Origin of the sequence: Halomonas sp. S3-1-1 (assembly GCF_023757625.1) — a bacterium.
GTDB lineage: Bacteria > Pseudomonadota > Gammaproteobacteria > Pseudomonadales > Halomonadaceae > Vreelandella.
Window position 1 is genome coordinate 554,313 of the sequence record NZ_JALGBZ010000003.1, and the last position, 19,190, is coordinate 573,502.

A 19,190-nucleotide genomic window follows, 5' to 3' on the forward strand; every position below is an offset into this window, starting at 1 on the left:
CACGGCGTCGTTATCCAGCGCGTTGTCAGGCGTGGGTTTTGCTCGCCGCCAGCACGTACAAAAACTCGAGCCCCAACGTGGCGGCGGCGAGCGAGGTGATGTCGCCGTGATCATAAGCCGGGTTGACCTCCACCACGTCCATGCCGATAAGCTCCATGCCGACCAGGCCGCGGATTACCTTTAGCATCAAATCGGTGGTCATGCCGCCACACACCGGGGTGCCGGTGCCCGGGGCAAACGCCGGGTCGAGGCCGTCGATGTCCAGGCTTACGTAGGCGGGATGATGGCCGACGTGGGCGCGGATCTTCTCGAGCACGGCTTTCGGGCCGTGGTCGTTGACCCAGTCGGCGTCGAGCACCTCGAAAGGGTGGTTGTCACGCTCATAGCTGGTTCGAATGCCGATCTGCAGCGAGTGCTCTGGCACCACCAGCCCTTCCTTCAGCGCGTGGTGGAAGATGGTGCCGTGATCAAAGCGCGTGCCCTGCTCGTAGGTGTCGGTGTGGGCGTCAAAATGAATCAGCGCCAGCGGCCCGTGCTCGCGGGCATGCGCCCGCAGAAGCGGCAGGCTGATGTAGTGATCGCCGCCGAGCGTCAGCATCTTTTTGCCGGCGGCGAGCCAGCGCCCGGCGTGGCCCTCCAGGTTGTCCACCAGGCTTTCCGGCTCGCCGTAGGCGTAGTCCAGGTTGCCCGCATCGCACACCTTCAGGCGCTCTTCCAGGGCGAAGTTCCAGGGCCAGCGCTTGCCTTCCCAGATTAGATTCGCCGTGGCCTGGCGAATGGCGTTGGGGCCCATGCGCGTGCCCGCCCGGCCAGAGCAGGCCAGATCAAAGGGGACGCCGCTGACGACCACCTCGGCATCGCTCGCTTTTGGGTCGAGCGCGCGAGGCACGTTCATGAAGCTTGTAATCACATCACCAAACAGGCTCGGCATGATAGAGGATGCATGAGCGTTGTGTGCGGTCACCGGCGAGCGTCTCCTGAGGAGGAAGGAAAGTCGCGACGATAAAGAATATAGGGCAATGAATGAAATGAATGTTTAGAATCGAGTCATTCATTTCATGGATGATGCTGCGCCATGGCCCTGCCTCGAACCTTCGATCTCAACCTGCTCCGGGTATTCGTCACGTTAATGCAGGAGCGCCACGTGACCCGGGCGGCGCTAAAACTGCACCTTTCCCAACCCGCAATTAGCCACGCGCTCCGGCGCCTGCGTGAAGGCCTGGGGGACCCGCTTTTTGTGCGCACCGAGCAAGGCATGCAGCCCACGCCGCGGGCCGAGTCGCTTTTGCCCACCGTTGTCCAAGCGCTGGCCTTGCTTGAGGAGGGCCTTGCCCCACCCGCGGCATTCGCCCCGGCGACCAGCGCGCGCCACTTTACCCTGGCCACCACGGACTACTTCGAGGAGGTGCTGTACCCGCCCTTTTTGAGCCGGCTGCTTGGGCAGGCGCCGGGGCTGAGCTTCTCGATCGAGCTGATCACGCCTGATGCGCTCGACGAGGGCCTGAAAAGTCGCCAGATCGACATGGTGGTCGGGCTCGATAGCCGCGTCGAGCTGCCTACCGGGGTGGTGAGTACGCCGTGGCTCGACGAGGAGTGGGTGTGTTTGGCTGCGATAGACAATACTCGGGTGGGGGCATCGCTCACGCTTAATGATTTTGCCGCGCTGGCCCACGTCGAACTCGCCGACATCAGCGGGCTCGGGCCAGGCCCCATCGACGGCTGCCTGCGTGCGCACGGCGTGAGCCGGCGGGTGATTTCGCGCAACCTCAACTATATCGCCGCGGCCCGGGTTGTGGCGCTCACCGGGGCGATCATGACACTACCCCGGCGTATGGCCGAGCGCTTCATCGCGCTACTGCCGGTGCGCCTGGTCGAGGCGCCGCCAGAACTCGGCGCGCTGACGCTCACGCTGATCCAGCACGAGCTCTACGCGCGCGAGCCCGCCACGGCCTGGCTGTTCGACGAGCTTTATGCCCTCGCCGCCCGTTAAACGGCCTCCGGCTGGCCTGATTCTTGCCCTCGACGTACGAGTCCACAGTATCGAACCCGGTGACATGGCGCTGGCAGAGTATGGCTATACGCTTTGATCGGCGGATGCGGTAGGCTCGAAGAAACGCGTTGTGTATACGAGCATCGTAACGTCGTTTCACAACGCAATTTCATTTTGATCAGGAGGCGGTATGGCGCTGGATATTGTCGTTATTGGTGCAGGCATGGGCGGGTTGAGCGCGGCGCTGGCATTCAAGCGCCAGGGCCACCGCGTGCGGGTCTTCGAGCGCGTCGAACAGATGCGCCCGGTAGGGGCCGCGATTTCGCTGTGGCCCAACGGTGTCAAAGTGATGCATCGACTGGGCCTGGGCAGCGCCATCGAGCACATTAGCGGGGAGATGACCCGCATGCGCTACCTGAGCCACGAAGGCCACCTTTTAAGCGACTTCTCGCTCACTCCGCTTTATGAAGCGGTCGATCAGCGCGCCTGCCCGATTTCCCGCGCCGCGCTTCAAAAGACCCTGTTCGATGCGGTGGGCGCCGAGCATATTCAGCTCGGGCGTCACTGTGTGGATTACGAAAGCGATGATGACGGCGTGACGGCAGTGATGGAGGATGGCGAGCGTGTCAGCGCTGATCTGCTGGTAGTGGCCGACGGTACCCACTCCAGGCTTCGCGATAAAATCGTTGGGCAGCGGGTGGCGCGCCAGTACGTGGGCTATGTGAACTGGAACGTGCGCGTGGCAGCCACCGAGACGCTTGCGCCGCTCGAAAGTTGGGATCAGTACGTGGGCGAGGGCAAGCGAGTGTCGCTCATGCCGATGGGGACCGGCGGCAATGACGAAGGGCAGCAGGAGTTTTATTGCTTTTTCGACGTGCCGATGGCGGCGGGCTCGCAAAGTGACCCGAGCCGCTATCGCGACGAGCTCAAGGCGCACTTTAAAGGCTGGAGCCCGGCGGTGCAGGCGCTAATCGAGCAGTTCGACCCGGCACGCATGGCGCGAGTCGAAATTCACGATATCGAGCCTCTCGAGCGGCTGACCGATACGCGAGTGGCGCTGATGGGCGACGCGGCCCACGGCATGGCGCCGGATCTGGGCCAGGGCGGCTGTCAGGCGATGGAAGATGCCTGGGTGCTGATGGAGGTCGTTAGCGCCGCGCTTGACGAAGAGCACGACACCGCGGCGGCGCTTGCAAAAGCGCTCGAGCGCTACGATGAGGCGCGCGTCGAGCGGGTCGGGGAGATCGTTGCGCGCGCGCGCAAGCGGGCGGCGATGATTCATGGCGACAACCCCGCCGAGACGCAAGCCTGGTACGAGGAGCTTGGCCGCGAAGACGGCCACGGCGTACTCGAAGGGATTCGTAAAACGGTGGCGGGCGGCCCACTTCCGTGACCGCCCGCCGAGCCTGCACCATGAACGTGCGTAATGCGCTTACATAAAACGCGCTTACATCACGAACTGGACGACGATATAGCCCACCGATAAGAGCGTCAGCGTGGCAATCGCCAGCCAGCTCCAGGCGTTGATCAGTTTGGAGGGGCGAAGTGATACCGGCACGGTGGCGCCATTGGCGGTGAAGTGGTTGAGTGCGGCGAGAATCGGGCTCAACAAAAACGCCACCACCATCACGAAGTCCATGAACAGGCGGAAATTGCCCATCAGGGTGTACAAAATCACCGCCGCGAACAGCGAAAGCCCGATTAGCGAGATCAGAAACGCCGGGCTGCCCTCGATCGTGCGCGACTCTTCCGTTGCGCCCACCGGGCGGGTGAAGGTGTACCAGGAGGCGCTGATCATGCGCGGAAAGCCGTCGAGGACGGTCAACAGCGTAGTCAGCATGACGGTGAAGGCGGAAATGCCCACCACCACGCCGCTCCACTCGCCAAGCGTCGAGGTGTAAAGGCTGATTACCTGGCTGGCAAAGCCGACCGCGCCGTTGGCGGGGCTCACGCCTTGGCTGTGCATGACGCCGGCGCCCATGATTACAAAGCACGCCGCCAAAACGCCGGCGCCGATGTAGCCGATATTGAAGTCGATCTTCTCGGCGGCGGTGTCGCTACGTTTGCCTTGTGCTTTATTGCGCGCCTCGGACCAGAGCGAGTTCATGACCGCCAGCGTAATGTCCGAGGGCATCAGGCCCAACACCGCGACCAGGGTGACGAAGGTCGCCACGCTCAAAAGCGGTGACGCCGCGGTTGCCGGATAGAAGCTCCAGTCCACCAGGGGCAGGGCGACGATCGCGGCCAACACTGTCGTCACGCTCAAAATCACGACGAAGACCTTGTTCACCCAGTCCAGCAAGCGGTAGCCGCCAGCAAAAGTGAGGACGCCGCACAGCGCGATCAAAATCACCGCGATGGTGGGTGGGCTGAGCGTCAGCGGCACGATGCTGCCGGCTAGCCCCGCCGTGGTGATCGCAATGGCGGCGATGATGATCGCGGTGACCGGAATTTGCACCAGCGCAAAGAGCCCCACGACCGAGCGGCCAAAGGTCTGACGATACCCTTCGACCAGCGACTTGCCGGTCACGCTGACGTAAAAGGGGCCGAAGAAAAACGATGGATACTTCAACAGCACCGCGAGCAGAATAAACCCCAAAAGCCCTACGCCGTATTCGGCGCCAGCGCGAGTGGACTGCACCACGTGGGAGGTGCCGATGGCCGCGCCTGCGAACAAAAAGCCCGGGCCGAGGGCGGCCAGATACTTTTTGGCGTGAGACGGTCGATGCGTGGCGTCACCGTTGAGGGACGCGGAGTCTTGAGAGGGCATTGGGGAAGTTCCTTGTGAGCCGGATAACTAGCCAGGCGGTATGATTGTTGTGGCCTTCGCTGTGCGTGGCGCTATGGTAGCCTGGCTTGCCTGCGCTTTCATGCCGCATTTGACCATGGTTGTAGATCTGTTAAACATGAAGTGCGTACGCTCACTTCCTCCTTTCACCCTCGTCAATAGGCTGGCTCATGCTCATCGCACTCGTTTACGGTTTGATCTTCGTCGGCGTCACCGCCACGCTCTATCAGCTTTACGCGGTGAACTACGCCATCAATTTCGACAACGCGCAAAAGCTCTCGTCGAACAATCGCGCAAAGCTCGAGCGGCTGAACGCGGCAGCAGGGCAAGGCGTGCGGGGAGACGATGCGCACGCGGAAACCTTCGATCACGCCGTCGAGGCAACCCTGGGCGAGCACTTCGATAAAACGCTGGCGCGTGAGGCGATCGAAAGCGACGATGAGAACGCTGCGCGCGCGCTACTACGCCGCCACAATGATCTGCACTTTGACACCCGCATAAGCGCCCGCGTAGGGCCGCTGGGCCGCGTTCATCTGCCCCGGCGCGACTGGCGGGCGCTGTTCATTACGCTGGTGATCATCAATAGCCTGATCGCGCAGTTTTTGGGCGGTATGAGCATCTATACGCTGCTCTACCCGGTGCAAACGCCGGCACTCTCCTGGTTCAACGAGCCGGCCATCCTGATGGGGCTGATCTTTTTGCTACTGCCGGTGAATCATCTGCTCGGCCAGCTGGATTTCTACCTGAACGATCTTTACCGGATCGGGCGGCTCGCGCGGGAAAAGAGGGCGGCGACGCGCTACGCCTGACGCGCTTTCAACAGGACAGGCCGGGCAGCTAAGATAGCAGGCTCATTAAATAGACGAAGATCCTGTTCATGAGTTCAAAACGTTACCCCGAACAGCGCCTGCTGGCTGCTCGCAAGCTGCACCCGAAGTTCACGCCCGTGGTCTTCGCCTTTTACATGTCCTCGATCATGGCGTTTTTGATGACGATCGTGATCACCGGCGTCACCGGCGTCACCGGCGTCACCGGCGTCACCGGCGTCAACGGCGGCTTGGAAGGCGCGTTCATGGGCCGCGTTTGGCAAGCCTACCAGGTCGCGATGCCGGTGGCCTTCGTGTGCATTTTGCTCGTGCGCCCAATGGTTGCGCGGCTGGTGCAGTGGAGCGTGCGTTCTCACAATGGTTAGAAAAGGCCTCTCGCCTCAAGTTCTTCACCGCTTACCTGGCGCCAAGAGCGACGTCCTAACTGCACGTCATTGAGCTCAACGGTGATCAAGCCGCTGCCATCGCCGACGGCATCCGGGTTGCCGGTAAACAGCGTTTCGAGCCCCGTGACCGGGTTCTTGATGCCTGTCAATCGTTCGCCGCTGCCCAGCTGTAAGCCAACGATCGCATCGCCGTTGATTCGGGCGTCGGTATCGATTCGCCCGTCTCTGTTTAAGTCGAAAATGGTTCCGCCACCGCTGCCGCCGGTATCCGCCAAAAGTGATAGAAAGTAGCCCTCGCGCCGTCCGACGCAGGGGTTCGACGTGTCCGGCCGCATGGTCGAAAAGCGCACACGCCGGGGCAGGCCGCTCGAAAACGCCGGTGACGCGACCACTCGCTCGCCTGCGGGTAGCGCCATCTGCCAGCCTTGTTGGTCGGTCCGCGCCAGGTTGGTCACAGCACGCGAGTTGAAGCCGCTCTGTTGGGCGCTACCGCTGATCCGCTGTGTCAAGAGCTGGTCCGCTGCGGCCGGTACCTCGCGACCCACCTGGTCGCGTATCCCGATCAACTTCTGCACGCTTTGATCGTTGGCATCCTGGGGTCTGAAATAGCTGCCGGTACCGAAGATCACCATTAGGCGGTTGTTGGCGCTCCCGCTTAAGGTCACCGCCGGGGCCGATGTGATCGGCTGAGAACGCGCGCCAGCGTAAAGTTTGTTGATGCGATCGTTCTGGGTAAGAGGAAAGCGCCACATGTTGCCGTTCAAATCCCCGGCGTAGGCAAAGCGCGCGCCGCCGTCAAAGGTGGGCCACGCCGTTACGGTAGGCGTGGCGAGCCCGTTGGGGATCTCTTGACTGCCTTCGCCGGTATCGAGACGCGCCACGAGCTGGCCCGTTTGCAAATCGACTACGTAGAGCGCGGCCTTGTAGCTTGCGCTGTTGTAACCGTTACCGAAAATAGCTACCCAGCGACCGTCAACGAGCTGCGTAATCGTTGGCTCACTGACACCGCTGCCAAGCTCTGGGCGGCGAAACTCCCACAGCACGCTTTGCGCCGTCATGTTGCTCGGGCTGCTGACATCGAGGGCAAACACCGTGCGCCCGCCGGCACCCATGGTGCCGACCACGATGGCGCGCTTATTGCCATTGCTCAGCGTGATTTCGCGGGCGGCCGGCGTGCCGTCCATGAAGTAACGGTGGCTATAGCCGGTGTGGGTCAGCTCACGAAGCGGCGGCGAGGTGCCTTGGGTGAGCTCGGAGGGCAAATAGGCGAACAGCTCTCGGCCAGTATTGGCGTGAAAACCGTGAAGCATGCCGTCGTTGGCGGCGACCAGAAGAAGCGGCGGGCGCGAGTCGCTTCCCGGCAGCACCACAGGGCTTGCGTTAATGATATCGCCCAGAAGCGACTGGCGCACCCGCAGCCCGGTTTGGTTCGACCCCTGTAACCAGTTGATCTCGGCCTGGGTGAAGCCGCTGGTAGAGGTGCCAAGCAGGGCACCGGTCTTGTGTAGCTGACCCAAGGGCTGATACGACGTCAGCAAGCGACGGTGACCAATTTGGCGGGCCAGTTCGGCCTCCGCGTTCCAGCTTTGGGTACGCAGGCCGCTATCGTCCACAGTGGAGGCGATCAGCCGGCCCGACCAATCACCGCTTCGAAAGCCTGCGCTATAAAGCAAGTTGTTGCTCTGGAGATCGAAAGTGTCGCTACTCACCGCCGAAGAGGTGCTCGACTGAGACGAGGTAATAATGCGACCCAGCACTTGGCGCATGACCTGGTTGAGTGAGGCCTCGTCGTTGGCGAAATAGGCGCGCTCGGTGCCACCAGCGCGAGCCAGATCTCCCAACGGGTCGGCAGGCACGCCGGGCAGGTTGCTGATGTCCGGTGGCAGGTTGAAGCCCACGACGTAAGTTTTGACCGGATTGGGCAGGGCGCTGGCGGTATCGCTATAAAGCCGCCGAATGGCGTTTTGGGCCTCCTCCAGCGCTTGGCTTACGTTGTTACCCAGCGATCGACCGCTTCGATCTACCGAGGGCAAACCGTCGGTAAGCCAAATATTGGCGTTAACCAAGCACTGTTTAGCGTCGATATTATCCATGTTGGGAATTCTGATGCCCGTCTGGCGCCCTTGAGCAGATCCGAAAGACGTGCCGGTGCTGGTGTTGTTCAGAAAATAGTCTCTCACCGTGTACATGGTACCTTCGATGGGGGTTAAGCCCGTCGCCAGTAGCGGCCATGTGGGATCGGTCATCGGATTACCGCTACCGCTCCACTCGTGGCGCTGAGGCTGGAGTTTGGTGAGAATTCGATTCCAGTGGGTATCATTGATCGAGCCGTCCGCGTTTAGTCCACCGATAGGCACGTGCAAATAGCCGAGCCCCGGCGAAGACGTTGTGCGCCATTCCCATTGGTTCAGCGCAATGGAAGCAGTGTTCGCGCCCCAGTTCGGTATTCCCCGTTGGCGAAGGCTGTCTACCAGAGGCAGCGTATAGTTGGGATAAATGCGCGATCGATATGCGATGCCATCCCCGGCGGAGGGATACGAGTAGACACTGGTGAATAAGCTGCCGTAACGCTCTGCAAGGTGATCGCCCACGCCGGGCTGAGAAACTCTACGCCAGTACTCGGTGACGTCTCTGGTGGGAAGCCCGGTCGAGAAACTCTCTTCAAACATATAGCCTGGGGTTCCAACATTAAAGAAGGCGTAAATATTCAAACCAGGCAGGCGAGTACGGAACCTCTTGGTTGGTGCATCCCAGGAACCATCGAAATCAGGATCGTACCAGGCTGGCGCATCGTTGGTGGAATAACGAGCGTCCAGCGCACGCTCGGTTAGCCGCCAGACGACGGTACGATCGTTGAAGGCGCCATCGCGAGTTTGGGAGGCAGGATTTTGCTGATAGGCCATCAGTCCCAGGTTGATATCTCCCCGATAGCGCTCAACCAGATCGCGCCCAACGCGTTTCATGATACTGGATTTGCTGATCGGCGAGCGTGCGCCTGCCGGACAGCTCGTAGCGTTGAACGTATTGGGTTGGCATGCGGCTAACGTTTCTCGGTCGCCCACGCTCGTACCGATCGCTACGCGGCCATCCAGACCCTCCTGGCCACTTTCGGAGTTGTCCAAAATCAATAAAACGTTGGGAGCGACTTGGCTGACCGCGTTGAGCGGGGCATTAGCGATCCCGGTCTTGTCAACTGCCGGAATGTAGTTCTCGTCCACGCTGCCTTCGCCACCGCTGACCGGTCTATCGGACGCCGAGATGGGCTGCGACTCGGAAGAAGCATGGGCGGCTTCGTTCAGCGTTGGTACGATAGGAAGGCTCACTCCCAGCGCGAGCAAGAGCTTACAGAACAGCCGTGTGCCGCTGTTGTTAGACATGATGTATTTACTCCACACGGACATAATCGGCTTCGAGAAAGACGTTGGTATCGCTTGAGCGTCCAACCCCAAACCCCTGGGCTTCGATACGGTAAAGTACCTCGAGTTTTTCTACTCCCTGGCTGGTGACGCGCGAGCCGATGACTTGACCATTTTGCTGGGGCATCCGATACGTTGGCGCATTGGATGAGCCAAGGCTGTTTGTCGAGTAGCGCATCCATTCGCTGCTGGGTTTGCCTCCCTCGCTTAGTATGCGCTCGGCCTCTTGCAGCGCCGTTTCGGCCGCTTGAAGCGCGACGCTATAATCCTGCTGATTGGCCGCCATGCGCCCCTGAACCAAAGAGCCCTGCATCGATGAGAGGCTCACCAACGTGACGATGGCCAGAAAAATCAGGCACAGCACCAGCGCTAGCCCGCGCTGGCCGGCCGGGTATGCGCATTCGCGTTTCACAGCCGATTCCTCAGATCGATGGTGGTGGTGAATACCTGATAAAGGTGTCCATCGTTGGCTTCGAAAGGATCGAAACGAAAGTTGCCAGTCGCAATGCGTGTTGGCTCCTGACGCAGACCGGCGCGCTCGCTTTGCACGATCAGGCTGATACGCACGGCGAGAACCTCTGGCCACTGATCGACGCTTAGCCCCTCGACCGGCAGGTACGTATCGCCTACCAAAAAACGCGCGCGAAGCGCGACCACGTTACTTGCGAGCACTTCACTGCGTGGCGTAGCTGTGCTGGTATCCAAACGCATTAGCGAGGGTATGTTGGCGTTGGTAGGATCACTGCCCAGATAGTAAATGCCGCTATCCAGCGCGGTCAGCGTGACGGCCTGGTCTTGGCTATAGTTCAAGGGGGCGGCCTGAGGGCTACCAGTGGGCCAGCCGGACGTGATTTTTTTCAACTGGCCAGGCAGGCCCGCCGCGTTTAAGAAGAGCTCGCATTTTTGTGCGCTTTGTAGCAGCAGTAGGCGTGAACTGGTGGGGTAGGCAACGTCCGACGGTGGCGAGGTTTGAAACTCGAACTGCGGACCCGATACCGTCGCAATACGGCCTTTAATCGGCATGCCCGCCGCGCGAAAAGAGAAGCTTTGCGAGCCGGGTAGCGGCTGCTGGAGCGCGTTAGAGGCGGCCAGATTTTGAAACGAAGCAAAGCCCTGCAGCGCCGGGGCGGGAGTGGGGCTTGCAGTATTTGCTTGGCTTCGAACGCTGATAGTGACTTGGCCTGCCGCGCATCCACCCTTGAAATCCGCTTGGCGCAGCTCGCGTGATATCGTCTCCAGCGCGAAACGCCCGGTGTCCTGCATGTTGGCAAGCGCGGTGGTGATGCGGTAACTCTGCTGAGATGCGACGAAAAGCTGGGTTGCGCCGAGAACCACCAGCACGCCGATCACCATCGCCACCATGAGTTCGATTAGTGTAAACCCCGTTTGCCGGCCCACGTCACGTTCGCTGAAACGTCGTTCCAGTATGAAAAGTGCAGGAAGGCTCATGTCAAAGCTCCGAGACCAGTGAAATCGTGCGGTTTCGGTTGGCGGAAGTGGGGTCTTCGAACTCGACGATCACTTCGATGCGAGGCAGGGCGACGTTGATGCGCCCGCGACCGTCAGGCAACACATCCGCTAGATCATGTGTCCATTCCTGCTTGTCGTTGGCCGCCAGAGTGCCTCCACCGCTCGTTTGGTTAGTACCCAGTCGATACTCATTGGCCTGCGCCTTGTTGGCGCGAATGCGATCCATCATGTCCTGAGCCATATTGGTGGCTTGAGTCTCCAGATAGGCGCTTCTCTGCTGTGAGAGCGCTTGGGTCTGCAGCGCGACCACGCCGAGTAATCCGATCGACATGATGAGCATGGCGACGAGTGACTCCAAAAGCGAAAGACCTTGCTGTGTCGATCTCATACGGCCTCGGCATTGCCTCAAGGGGATGGGCAGACCTCAGGCGCATCCTGCACGCGAGAAAGCCCGCTGGGTTCCAGTCGAATACAGCGGGCCTGACCGCTGACTTGAAACGAAATATGTCGGATTTCGGGTCGGTCAGCCCGCAAGCGTCCAAGGCTCGTAAAGCGCAGCGACCCCGTTACGCCGCTTACCTCTAGTCCGTTGATCGACTGTGGCCAACGGCGCAGCGCTTGGCCGCTCGCCGTGACTTGCCACCCGGCTGACCACCCGCCCGACAGCGGGTCGAGCGTCACGCTGGTATTTTGCCGAACCGCTTCGCTTCTGGCGTAGTTAAGCGCGGTCTTGAACTCGTTGGTGGCACTCACGACACGATTGACCTCGACCATTCGCATGAAGTTGGGAAACCCCACGCCCGCAATCAAGGCGATAAGAGCGATGGCCACCAATAGCTCCAAAAGCGTAAATCCATTCATCCAGCGGTATCGTCTTGGGGCCACATTGAGCTCTTTAGGGGGCTCAGGCGGCACCTGAAGCTCCATTCGTTATTGTGAGTCACTGCCATGTTTTGGAATTAAAAGACAGTGGATTGAATGATATTAAAGTACCAAATTGGCTGGAAGGATAGCGTTTAAATACCCGGTTTAAACAGGCGTAATTAAGCGCATACCCAGCGGTAGGCGGCATGGGCGTCGTTTACAGGCGAGCGAGGCGCTAAACTACGGGCCAATCGCCAAAGCGATGACGAGTAAACAAATTCAACAACAAGGGGTGACACATGGCGCGGGATAAATGGATGGGGGCGGTTGGGGTGGTAGTGGTTCTTTGCTACCTGGTGCCTTATACCCTGCTTTCGAACGTGGTGGCCTGGTACGGCAGCTTTCTTTTTTGGAGCGGGGCCGGGGTCGTCGTGATTGCGCTGAACATTTTTATGACCCGGCCGTTCAAGGAGCACGATCGTGACTGAATCGATGATCTGGATGGCCATTGCCATTTATCTTTCGGTATCGGTGATGATTGCTTTTCTCTCCCGCCAAAAAGGCGTAGAGAGCATGTCGGGCTTCTTTTTGGGCAACCGGCAGATGAACGGTTTCGTCTCGGCGCTGAGCTACAGCGCGACGACCTATAGCGCCTTCATGATGGTGGGCCTTGCCGGGCTGACCTACGCCGGCGGCGTGGGCGCGCTCGGTTTCGAGATCATCTACTTCGCCGGAGTGTCGCTGGTGGCGATTTTCGGGCCGCGTTTCTGGGCGGTGGGCCGCGCGTTCGGCTTCGTCACGCCCAGCGAAATGCTCGGTTTTCGCTATCACAGCAAGGCCGTGGCGCTGTCGATGTCGATTGCCAGCTGTATCTTTTTGATTCCCTACTGCGCGGTGCAGCTCGCAGGGGTGGGGTACCTGCTGGAGGGCATGACCAACGGGGCGATCAGTTTTACCTCCGGGGTGCTGCTGGCCACCGCGATCGCAATTCTGTTCGCGTACGTGGCGGGTATTCGCTCGGTGATGTGGACCGATTCGCTGCAGGCGCTGGTGATGATCGTTGCCTCGACGCTTGTCGCGCTGCTGGTCATTCAGGCGCTGGGCGGTTTTGGCGAGCTGTTCGATACCCTTGCCCGCGAGCACCCTGACGCCTTGACCGTCCCCGGTTCCGGGCTTTTTAGCCTGACGACCTTTTTAGGGCTGAGTATCCCGTGGTTTTTCTTTAGCCTTTCCAACCCTCAGGTGAGCCAGCGGCTGTTCATGCCGGCGTCGCTTTCGGCCATGCGCCAGATGCTGATCGGCTTCATGGTGTTTGGCTTCGTTTATACCCTGGTCTCCATTCTGTGGGGCTTTTCCGCGCTGACGGCCTTTCCGGGGCTCGAGCGTGCCGATCTCGCCACCCCCACGCTGTTGGGCTCCGACTTCATTCCGCCGCTGCTGGGCGTGATCGTCATGGTCGGTATTCTGGCCGCCGCGGTCTCTACCATCGACTCCATCATGCTGACACTGGCCTCGATGCTCTCGCGCGATGTGTATGCGCACGTGAAAAGCGATGTAAGCGAAAAGCGCCAGCTGCTGGTCGGTAAGTTCGTCGTGCCAGTGATCGCGCTGTTGGCGCTGGGGTTTGCCGAGCTTCAGCTCGATTTGATAGCGGTGCTCTCCGTGGCCGCCTCGTCAGGGCTGGTGGCCGTTGTGCCGGCGATCATTGGCGCCTTTTTCTGGCAGCGCGGCACGGCGTTCGGTGCGCTTTTGAGCATTCTGGGCACCAGCGCGTTCGTGCTCACGATGTACGCGACCGGCAACGCGCTTTGGGGGCTGCCGGCGGGTATCTGGGGAATCGCTGTCGCAACGCTGCTGTTCATCGGCGGGAGCCTTTTGACCACGCCCCACGCGCCTTCCCGGGTGGCGTTTTTAGACGCGGTGAACGACGTACTGGCCAAAAGACGCTAACCCGCAGTCCTTATACTTTGTGAGAAGCGCCTAAGGCAGCGGGTAATAGGGTTATGGGTGATAGGGTTGTAGGGGATAGGTCGATGGGTGACAGGGCAACGATAAAGCGTATTAGCCGAAATGCGAATAGTGATGAACGTAATATTACTACATAGTGGGTGGTTTTGAGATTACCGGTGCCTGGGTAGGTAACACTTGCTGGACAACAAGAGGCGGCCCTGTACCGGGCCGCGTTTCGATGCCGGGCGAGTAAGCGCGGCGGAGCTTTCTCATTCAGGGGAGACGACGAGTGAAAATAGGCGCACTAAAAGAGAGCAGCCGGGGCGAGGCGCGGGTCGCGCTCACCCCGGAGAGCGCGGGGCAGATTCAAAAGCTGGGCCATGAGTGCCTGATCGAGACCGGGGCCGGCGCGGCCGCAGGCTTCGACGATCAGGTTTACCGCGATGCCGGCGTGACGGTGGTCGACACCGCCCAGGCGATTTTCGAGGCCGCCGAGGTCGTGATCAAGGTGCGCGAACCTAATGATGAGGAGGCTGAGCGCCTGCGCGAGGGCCAGACCCTGATCGCGTTCTTCTGGCCGGCCCAGAACGAGGCGATGCTCGAGAAGTGCCGCGCCAAGGGCGCGACGGTCATCGCCATGGACATGGTGCCGCGGATCTCGCGGGCGCAGAAGATGGACGCGCTCTCTTCCATGGCCAACATCGCCGGCTACCGCGCGGTGATCGAGGCGGGCAACAACTTCGGGCGCTTTTTCACCGGGCAAGTGACCGCTGCTGGCAAGGTGCCGCCGGCCAAGGTGCTGGTGATCGGCGCAGGCGTTGCCGGGCTTGCCGCCATCGGCACTGCGACCAGTCTCGGTGCCGTGGTGCGCGCCTTTGACGTGCGCCCGGAAGTCTCCGAGCAGATCGAGTCGATGGGCGCGGAGTTTCTGTTTCTCGATTTCGACAACGCCCAGGACGGTTCGGAAAGCGGCGGCTATGCGGCGCCCTCGAGCCCCGAGTTTCGCGAGAAGCAGCTCGAGTGCTTCCGCGAGCAGGCAGCCGATGTCGATATCGTCATCACCACCGCGCTGATCCCCGGCAGGCCCGCTCCCAAGCTCTGGCTCGAGGACATGGTCGCGGCCATGAAGCCGGGCTCCGTGGTCATCGATCTCGCCGCCGAGAAGGGCGGCAACTGCGATCTGACGAAGCCCGACGAGCGGGTGGTTAGCGACAATGGCGTGATCGTGGTCGGCTACACCGATTTCCCCTCGCGCATGGCGACGCAGTCATCGCTTTTGTACGCCACCAACATTCGCCACATGCTGACCGACCTCACGCCCGAAAAAGATGGCGTGATCGATCACAACATGGACGATGACGTCATTCGCGGGGCCACGGTCACGCACCAGAATGACATCACCTTCCCGCCGCCGCCGCCGAAGGTAAAAGCGATCGGCGCGTCCAAACCCAAGCCGAAGGAGAAAGAGCCCACCGCCGAGGAGAAGAAGGCCGCCGAACATGCCGCCTTCAAATCCCAGACCAAACGCCAGGTCACACTGTTGGCCGTGGGCGGGGCGTTGATGCTGCTGCTCGGCCAGGTGGCGCCAGCGTCGTTCATGCAGCACTTCATCGTCTTCGTGCTGGCGTGTTTCATCGGCTTCCAGGTGATCTGGAAGGTGAGCCACTCGCTGCACACGCCCTTGATGGCGGTGACCAACGCGATTTCCGGCATCATCATTTTGGGGGCGGTACTGCAGATCGGCTCGGGCAGCGCGATCGTAACGCTCATGGCGGCGATTTCAGTGCTGATCGCGACCATCAATATCGTGGGGGGCTTTCTGGTGACACGCCGGATGCTCGCCATGTTCCAGAAATCCTGAGCGGCGGAGAAACGGTATGCTGAGTCAAGGGTTCGTATCCGCTGCGGCGATCGCGGCGAGTGTGTTGTTCATTCTCTCGCTGGGCGGGTTGAGTAATCAGGAAAAGGCCAAGCGCGCCGTCTGGTACGGCATCGTCGGCATGGCGGTGGCGGTGCTGTTCACCGCCTTCGGCCCCGGGATCGGCGGCTATGGCTGGCTGATCCCGATGATCGCGATCGGGGCGGCGATCGGCGCCTACTTGGCGCGCAAGGTCGAGATGACCGAGATGCCCCAGCTGGTGGCGGCGCTGCACAGCTTTGTGGGCCTGGCGGCGGTGTTCGTTGCCTGGAGCGCGGACCTCGAGCGTCGCCGGGTGCTGGCCGCTCGCGCCGCCGACGGCGTGATGCAGGAGTTTTCGGCGTTTGCCGCGCTGGTCGCCACCAAGGCGCCGGACGAGCTGGCGTTTTTGCAGGTCGAGGTGGTGCTGGGCATCTTCATCGGCGCGGTGACTTTTACCGGCTCCGTGATTGCCTTCGGCAAGCTGGCCGGCAAGGTCGACGGCAAGCCGCGCCAGCTGCCCGGCGGGCATCTGCTCAACGCCGGCGCGGCGGTGCTCTCGCTGCTGCTGGCCATCCTGTATCTCAACGGTGCCGGCTTCTGGACGCTGCTGGTTTTGGCGGGACTGGCGTTCTTCATTGGCTACCACCTGATCATGGGCATCGGCGGCGCCGACATGCCGGTAGTGGTGTCGATGCTCAACAGCTACTCCGGCTGGGCGGCGGCGGCCATCGGCTTTACGCTCTCCAACGACCTGCTGATCGTGACCGGCGCGCTTGTCGGCTCGTCCGGGGCGATTCTCTCCTACATCATGTGCAAGGCGATGAACCGCAACTTCGTCAACGTCATTCTCGGCGGCTTTGGTGGAAGCACCGGACCGGCGGCGGAGATCGAAGGCGAGCAGGTGGCGATCGACGCAGGCGGCGTGGCGAGTGCGCTCAACGACGCCGACAGCGTGATCATCGTGCCTGGATACGGCATGGCGGTGGCTCAGGCGCAAACCGCGGTGAGCGATCTGGTGCGCAAGCTGCGCGCCGCGGGCAAGGACGTGCGTTTCGCCATCCACCCGGTGGCGGGCCGACTCCCGGGGCACATGAACGTGCTGTTGGCCGAAGCCAAGGTGCCCTACGACATCGTGCTGGAAATGGACGAGATCAACGACGATTTCGCCTCCACCGACGTGGTGATCGTCATCGGCTCCAACGACATCGTCAACCCGGCGGCGCAGGAAGACCCGAACAGCCCGATCGCCGGCATGCCGGTATTAAAGGTCTGGGAAGCCAAGCAGGTGTTCATCTCCAAGCGCGGCCAGGGCACCGGCTACTCCGGCATCGAAAACCCGCTGTTCTACAAGGAGAACAGCCGCATGTTCTACGGCGATGCGCGGGAAAGCCTGAATACGCTGCTGCCGCTGGTGGACTAAGTTCACCGGGCCGTTACGAAAAACCCGCGATCCAGGATCGCGGGTTTTTTTATGGGCCGTTGTTAATGGCCAGCCCTTTGAGGGCAAAACGGTAAATCGGTCCGAGGCGTTAGAACTCTTCCCACTCCGCCACTTCCGGCTGTGGTTTGCGCGGCGTGGTGGGCTTGGCCGGCGAGGGCAGCGCGGAGGTGGCCTGAGACGCAGAAGGTCTTGCTGGAGCGCGCCTGGTGGAGGAGAGCGCAGAGGCGAACGAGGGAGACTCGTTGCCCAGCACGAACTCGCTCATCAACCGGTCCAAGCGCTCGGCGTTTTCGCGCATCTGCGCGGCGAGCGAGGCGTTCTGGCTGACCATGCTGGCGTTTTGCTGTGTCATGGTATCCATCTCCGCCACCGCGGTGTTGACCTGATCGATTCCCGAGGTTTGCTCTCGGGCGCCTGCAGCGATCTCGCCCATCACGTCCGTGACCTGGGTGATGCTCTTGTGAATATCGTCCATCTGCTGGGCGACCGCGTCGACGATCTGGTTGCCTTCCCTGGTGTGATTAACGGAGACGTCGATCAGCGCGCGGATATCCTGTGCAGCCGTGGCGGAGCGGCTGGCCAGGGTGCGTACTTCGTTGGCGACCACCGCGAAACCGCGGCCCTGTTCGCCTGCGCGGGCTGCTTCAACCGAGGCGTTGAGCGCCAGGATGTTGGTCTGAAAGGCGATCGAGTCGATCAGGCCGATGATGTCGCTGATCTTGTGCGAGGATTCGTTGATCGCCTTCATTTTGGTCTGCATCTGGCGCATCGACTCGTTGCCGCGTTGCGAGGCGCCAGCGGCTTCGAACGCGAGGCCATTGGCCTGCTCAGAGGCCTGGGAGGTATGCGCGACCGTCGAGTGAATTTCCTCCATCGACGCCGAGGTTTCCTGCAAATTGGCGGCCGCTTGCTCGGTGCGCGAAGAGAGTTCTCGCGTGCCGTCGGCGATATCGCCGGCGCCGATCAGTACCGTTTGGGCGTTGTTTCGCACTTCCTGAAGGGTGCCTTGCATGCGCTCGACGAAGGCGTTGAAGCCTTTGGCTAGATCGCCCACCTCGTCCTGAGTCTTGATCTCTAGCCGACGCGTCAGGTCCCCTTTGCCTTGGGCGATATCCGCCATGGCGCTGGCGGTGTGCTTGATCGGGGCCAGCGCGCGGCGCGCTGTCAGGGCCACCACGATCAACAAGAGCCCGAACAGCACGACACCCACGCCAAACAGTGAAAAGAGAAGTTTGTTGGTCACCGAGGTAAACACGCTCATGGGGATGGTGGTGCCCACTACCCAGGACGTGCCCTCGACCGGGTTCCACATCAGCGTCTTGTGCTCGCCGCTTGGCATGATGATGTCGCCCTTGCCGGGGGTGCCGTCGAACATCTGCGTGCTCAGCGTGCTCAATCCTTCGTAGCCGTGAGTCTGGTCGCCCTCGGTATAGTTGAGCGCGAAGCGGTACGACGCTTCAGGGTGAGCGATGACGCGGCCCTGGCTGTCGATCATCCAGCCGTAGCTGCCTTCACCCACGTTGATGGCCGATGTAATACTGGATAGCGACTCAAGTGACAGCGCCAGACCCAAAAGTCCTGTCCGATTGCCTTGTGCATCGAAGATCGTTTCGACCATCAGCGCGGCAGGCTCGTTGGTCGCTTTGGAAATAAAGGGATCCAATAGCAAGCGATCTGCACTGCCCTCCACGACAAGGCTTTGAAAGTAAGGCCGCTCGGCGATATTCAGCGGCATGCCCTCCTGGTTGATCGTATTGCCGGCGGTATCGGAGATAAACAGCGATTCGATCGTACCATCGGACGAATGGCGCTTGGCGAGCCATTCCACATAGCTCTCCAGCGGCGCGCCTTGAGCAAGACGTTCGTCCTGAGCCAGTACGCCTAGCCACTTTTGATAGCCATCGATCCAGCGGCCAATCTCATCGGCACGCGCACCCACTTGGCGGGCGGCGGTGTTGTTGATCAGCGAGGGAATCGCCTGGTTGAGCTGTAGATTGACCACTACGCCCAGCACTAGCGCCACAGCCAGCAAGGGTAGCGCGACCGCAAAAAGCAGCTTTTGCGTTAACGAAAGACGAGCAAACTTACTCATTGATAGCCCCATTAGAAGAAGAGTCGGGCGCCGCCGAGCCGGCCAGCGCAACCGAAAAGACGAACG

Annotated in this window: 16 protein-coding genes; 8 read left to right on the top strand and 8 right to left on the bottom strand. The window is 61.0% G+C overall.

All coding sequences use genetic code 11. From position 1 onward, the window contains the following. Window positions 1-25 precede the first annotated feature (25 nt). Window positions 26-931, bottom strand: coding sequence for an agmatinase (gene speB / locus MQW23_RS11915; RefSeq protein ID WP_252108506.1), 906 nt, complete (start codon window positions 929-931; stop codon window positions 26-28). Window positions 932-1,075: 144 nt separating this feature from the next. Between speB and MQW23_RS11920 the strand changes: the two genes are divergently transcribed. Both MQW23_RS11920 and hpxO read left to right on the top strand, forming a co-directional pair. Next, window positions 1,076-1,990, top strand: coding sequence for a LysR family transcriptional regulator (locus tag MQW23_RS11920; protein WP_252108310.1), 915 nt, complete (start codon window positions 1,076-1,078; stop codon window positions 1,988-1,990). A 190-nt stretch (window positions 1,991-2,180) separates the two neighbouring features. Beyond that, complete coding sequence (gene hpxO, locus MQW23_RS11925; protein ID WP_252108311.1) at window positions 2,181-3,383, top strand: FAD-dependent urate hydroxylase HpxO; 1,203 nt, start codon at window positions 2,181-2,183, stop codon at window positions 3,381-3,383. Between the two features lie 54 nt (window positions 3,384-3,437). Here the strand turns inward: hpxO and MQW23_RS11930 are convergent, their stop codons facing one another. Beyond that, window positions 3,438-4,760 carry an NRAMP family divalent metal transporter gene (locus tag MQW23_RS11930; RefSeq protein ID WP_252108312.1) on the bottom strand — a complete coding sequence of 441 codons (1,323 nt, stop codon included), beginning with the start codon at window positions 4,758-4,760 and terminating at the stop codon, window positions 3,438-3,440. A gap of 188 nt (window positions 4,761-4,948) precedes the next feature. Between MQW23_RS11930 and MQW23_RS11935 the strand changes: the two genes are divergently transcribed. Together MQW23_RS11935 and MQW23_RS11940 are read left to right on the top strand one after the other, a co-directional pair. Continuing rightward, complete coding sequence (locus tag MQW23_RS11935) at window positions 4,949-5,587, top strand: hypothetical protein (RefSeq protein ID WP_252108313.1); 639 nt, start codon at window positions 4,949-4,951, stop codon at window positions 5,585-5,587. A 68-nt stretch (window positions 5,588-5,655) separates the two neighbouring features. Continuing rightward, entirely contained in the window at window positions 5,656-5,970 is a 315-nt protein-coding gene (locus tag MQW23_RS11940; RefSeq protein WP_252108314.1) for a DUF2798 domain-containing protein, read from the top strand. Here the strand turns inward: MQW23_RS11940 and MQW23_RS11945 are convergent. The 5 genes from MQW23_RS11945 to MQW23_RS11965 are packed head-to-tail and all read right to left on the bottom strand — an operon-like array spanning window position 5,967 to window position 11,762. Next, window positions 5,967-9,368 (bottom strand): pilus assembly protein, encoded by a 3,402-nt coding sequence (locus MQW23_RS11945; RefSeq protein WP_252108315.1) that lies wholly within the window; start codon window positions 9,366-9,368, stop codon window positions 5,967-5,969. The two genes, MQW23_RS11940 and MQW23_RS11945, sit on opposite strands and share 4 nt — an antisense overlap. Window positions 9,369-9,375: 7 nt before the next feature. After that, window positions 9,376-9,819 (bottom strand): pilus assembly PilX family protein, encoded by a 444-nt coding sequence (locus MQW23_RS11950; protein WP_252108316.1) that lies wholly within the window; start codon window positions 9,817-9,819, stop codon window positions 9,376-9,378. Further along, window positions 9,816-10,856: a PilW family protein gene (locus tag MQW23_RS11955; RefSeq protein WP_252108317.1), complete on the bottom strand. Its 1,041-nt coding sequence runs from the start codon at window positions 10,854-10,856 to the stop codon at window positions 9,816-9,818. Before MQW23_RS11955 ends, MQW23_RS11950 begins: the two co-directional genes overlap by 4 nt. 1 nt (window position 10,857) lies before the next feature. Continuing rightward, window positions 10,858-11,265 (bottom strand): type IV pilus modification protein PilV, encoded by a 408-nt coding sequence (gene pilV, locus MQW23_RS11960; RefSeq protein WP_252108318.1) that lies wholly within the window; start codon window positions 11,263-11,265, stop codon window positions 10,858-10,860. Between the two features lie 17 nt (window positions 11,266-11,282). Continuing rightward, on the bottom strand, window positions 11,283-11,762 hold the full coding sequence (locus MQW23_RS11965; protein WP_252108319.1) for a GspH/FimT family pseudopilin: 480 nt from the start codon (window positions 11,760-11,762) through the stop codon (window positions 11,283-11,285). Window positions 11,763-12,040: 278 nt separating this feature from the next. Here MQW23_RS11965 and MQW23_RS11970 point away from each other — a divergent pair, with 278 nt between their 5' ends. The 4 genes from MQW23_RS11970 to MQW23_RS11985 all read left to right on the top strand — a co-directional run bounded on the left by MQW23_RS11970 (window position 12,041) and on the right by MQW23_RS11985 (window position 17,011). Beyond that, window positions 12,041-12,229: a hypothetical protein gene (locus tag MQW23_RS11970; RefSeq protein WP_252108320.1), complete on the top strand. Its 189-nt coding sequence runs from the start codon at window positions 12,041-12,043 to the stop codon at window positions 12,227-12,229. Next, on the top strand, window positions 12,222-13,691 hold the full coding sequence (locus MQW23_RS11975) for a sodium:solute symporter family protein (protein ID WP_252108321.1): 1,470 nt from the start codon (window positions 12,222-12,224) through the stop codon (window positions 13,689-13,691). Before MQW23_RS11970 ends, MQW23_RS11975 begins: the two co-directional genes overlap by 8 nt. 289 nt (window positions 13,692-13,980) lie before the next feature. After that, window positions 13,981-15,552 (top strand): Re/Si-specific NAD(P)(+) transhydrogenase subunit alpha, encoded by a 1,572-nt coding sequence (locus MQW23_RS11980; protein WP_252108322.1) that lies wholly within the window; start codon window positions 13,981-13,983, stop codon window positions 15,550-15,552. 16 nt (window positions 15,553-15,568) lie between these two features. Continuing rightward, window positions 15,569-17,011 (top strand): NAD(P)(+) transhydrogenase (Re/Si-specific) subunit beta, encoded by a 1,443-nt coding sequence (locus MQW23_RS11985; protein WP_252108323.1) that lies wholly within the window; start codon window positions 15,569-15,571, stop codon window positions 17,009-17,011. Between the two features lie 109 nt (window positions 17,012-17,120). On the opposite strand, the gene MQW23_RS11990 is transcribed toward MQW23_RS11985, so the two are convergent. Beyond that, window positions 17,121-19,124, bottom strand: a complete 2,004-nt coding sequence (locus tag MQW23_RS11990) for a methyl-accepting chemotaxis protein (protein ID WP_252108324.1) — start codon at window positions 19,122-19,124, stop codon at window positions 17,121-17,123. Between the last annotated feature and the right edge of the window lie 66 nt (window positions 19,125-19,190).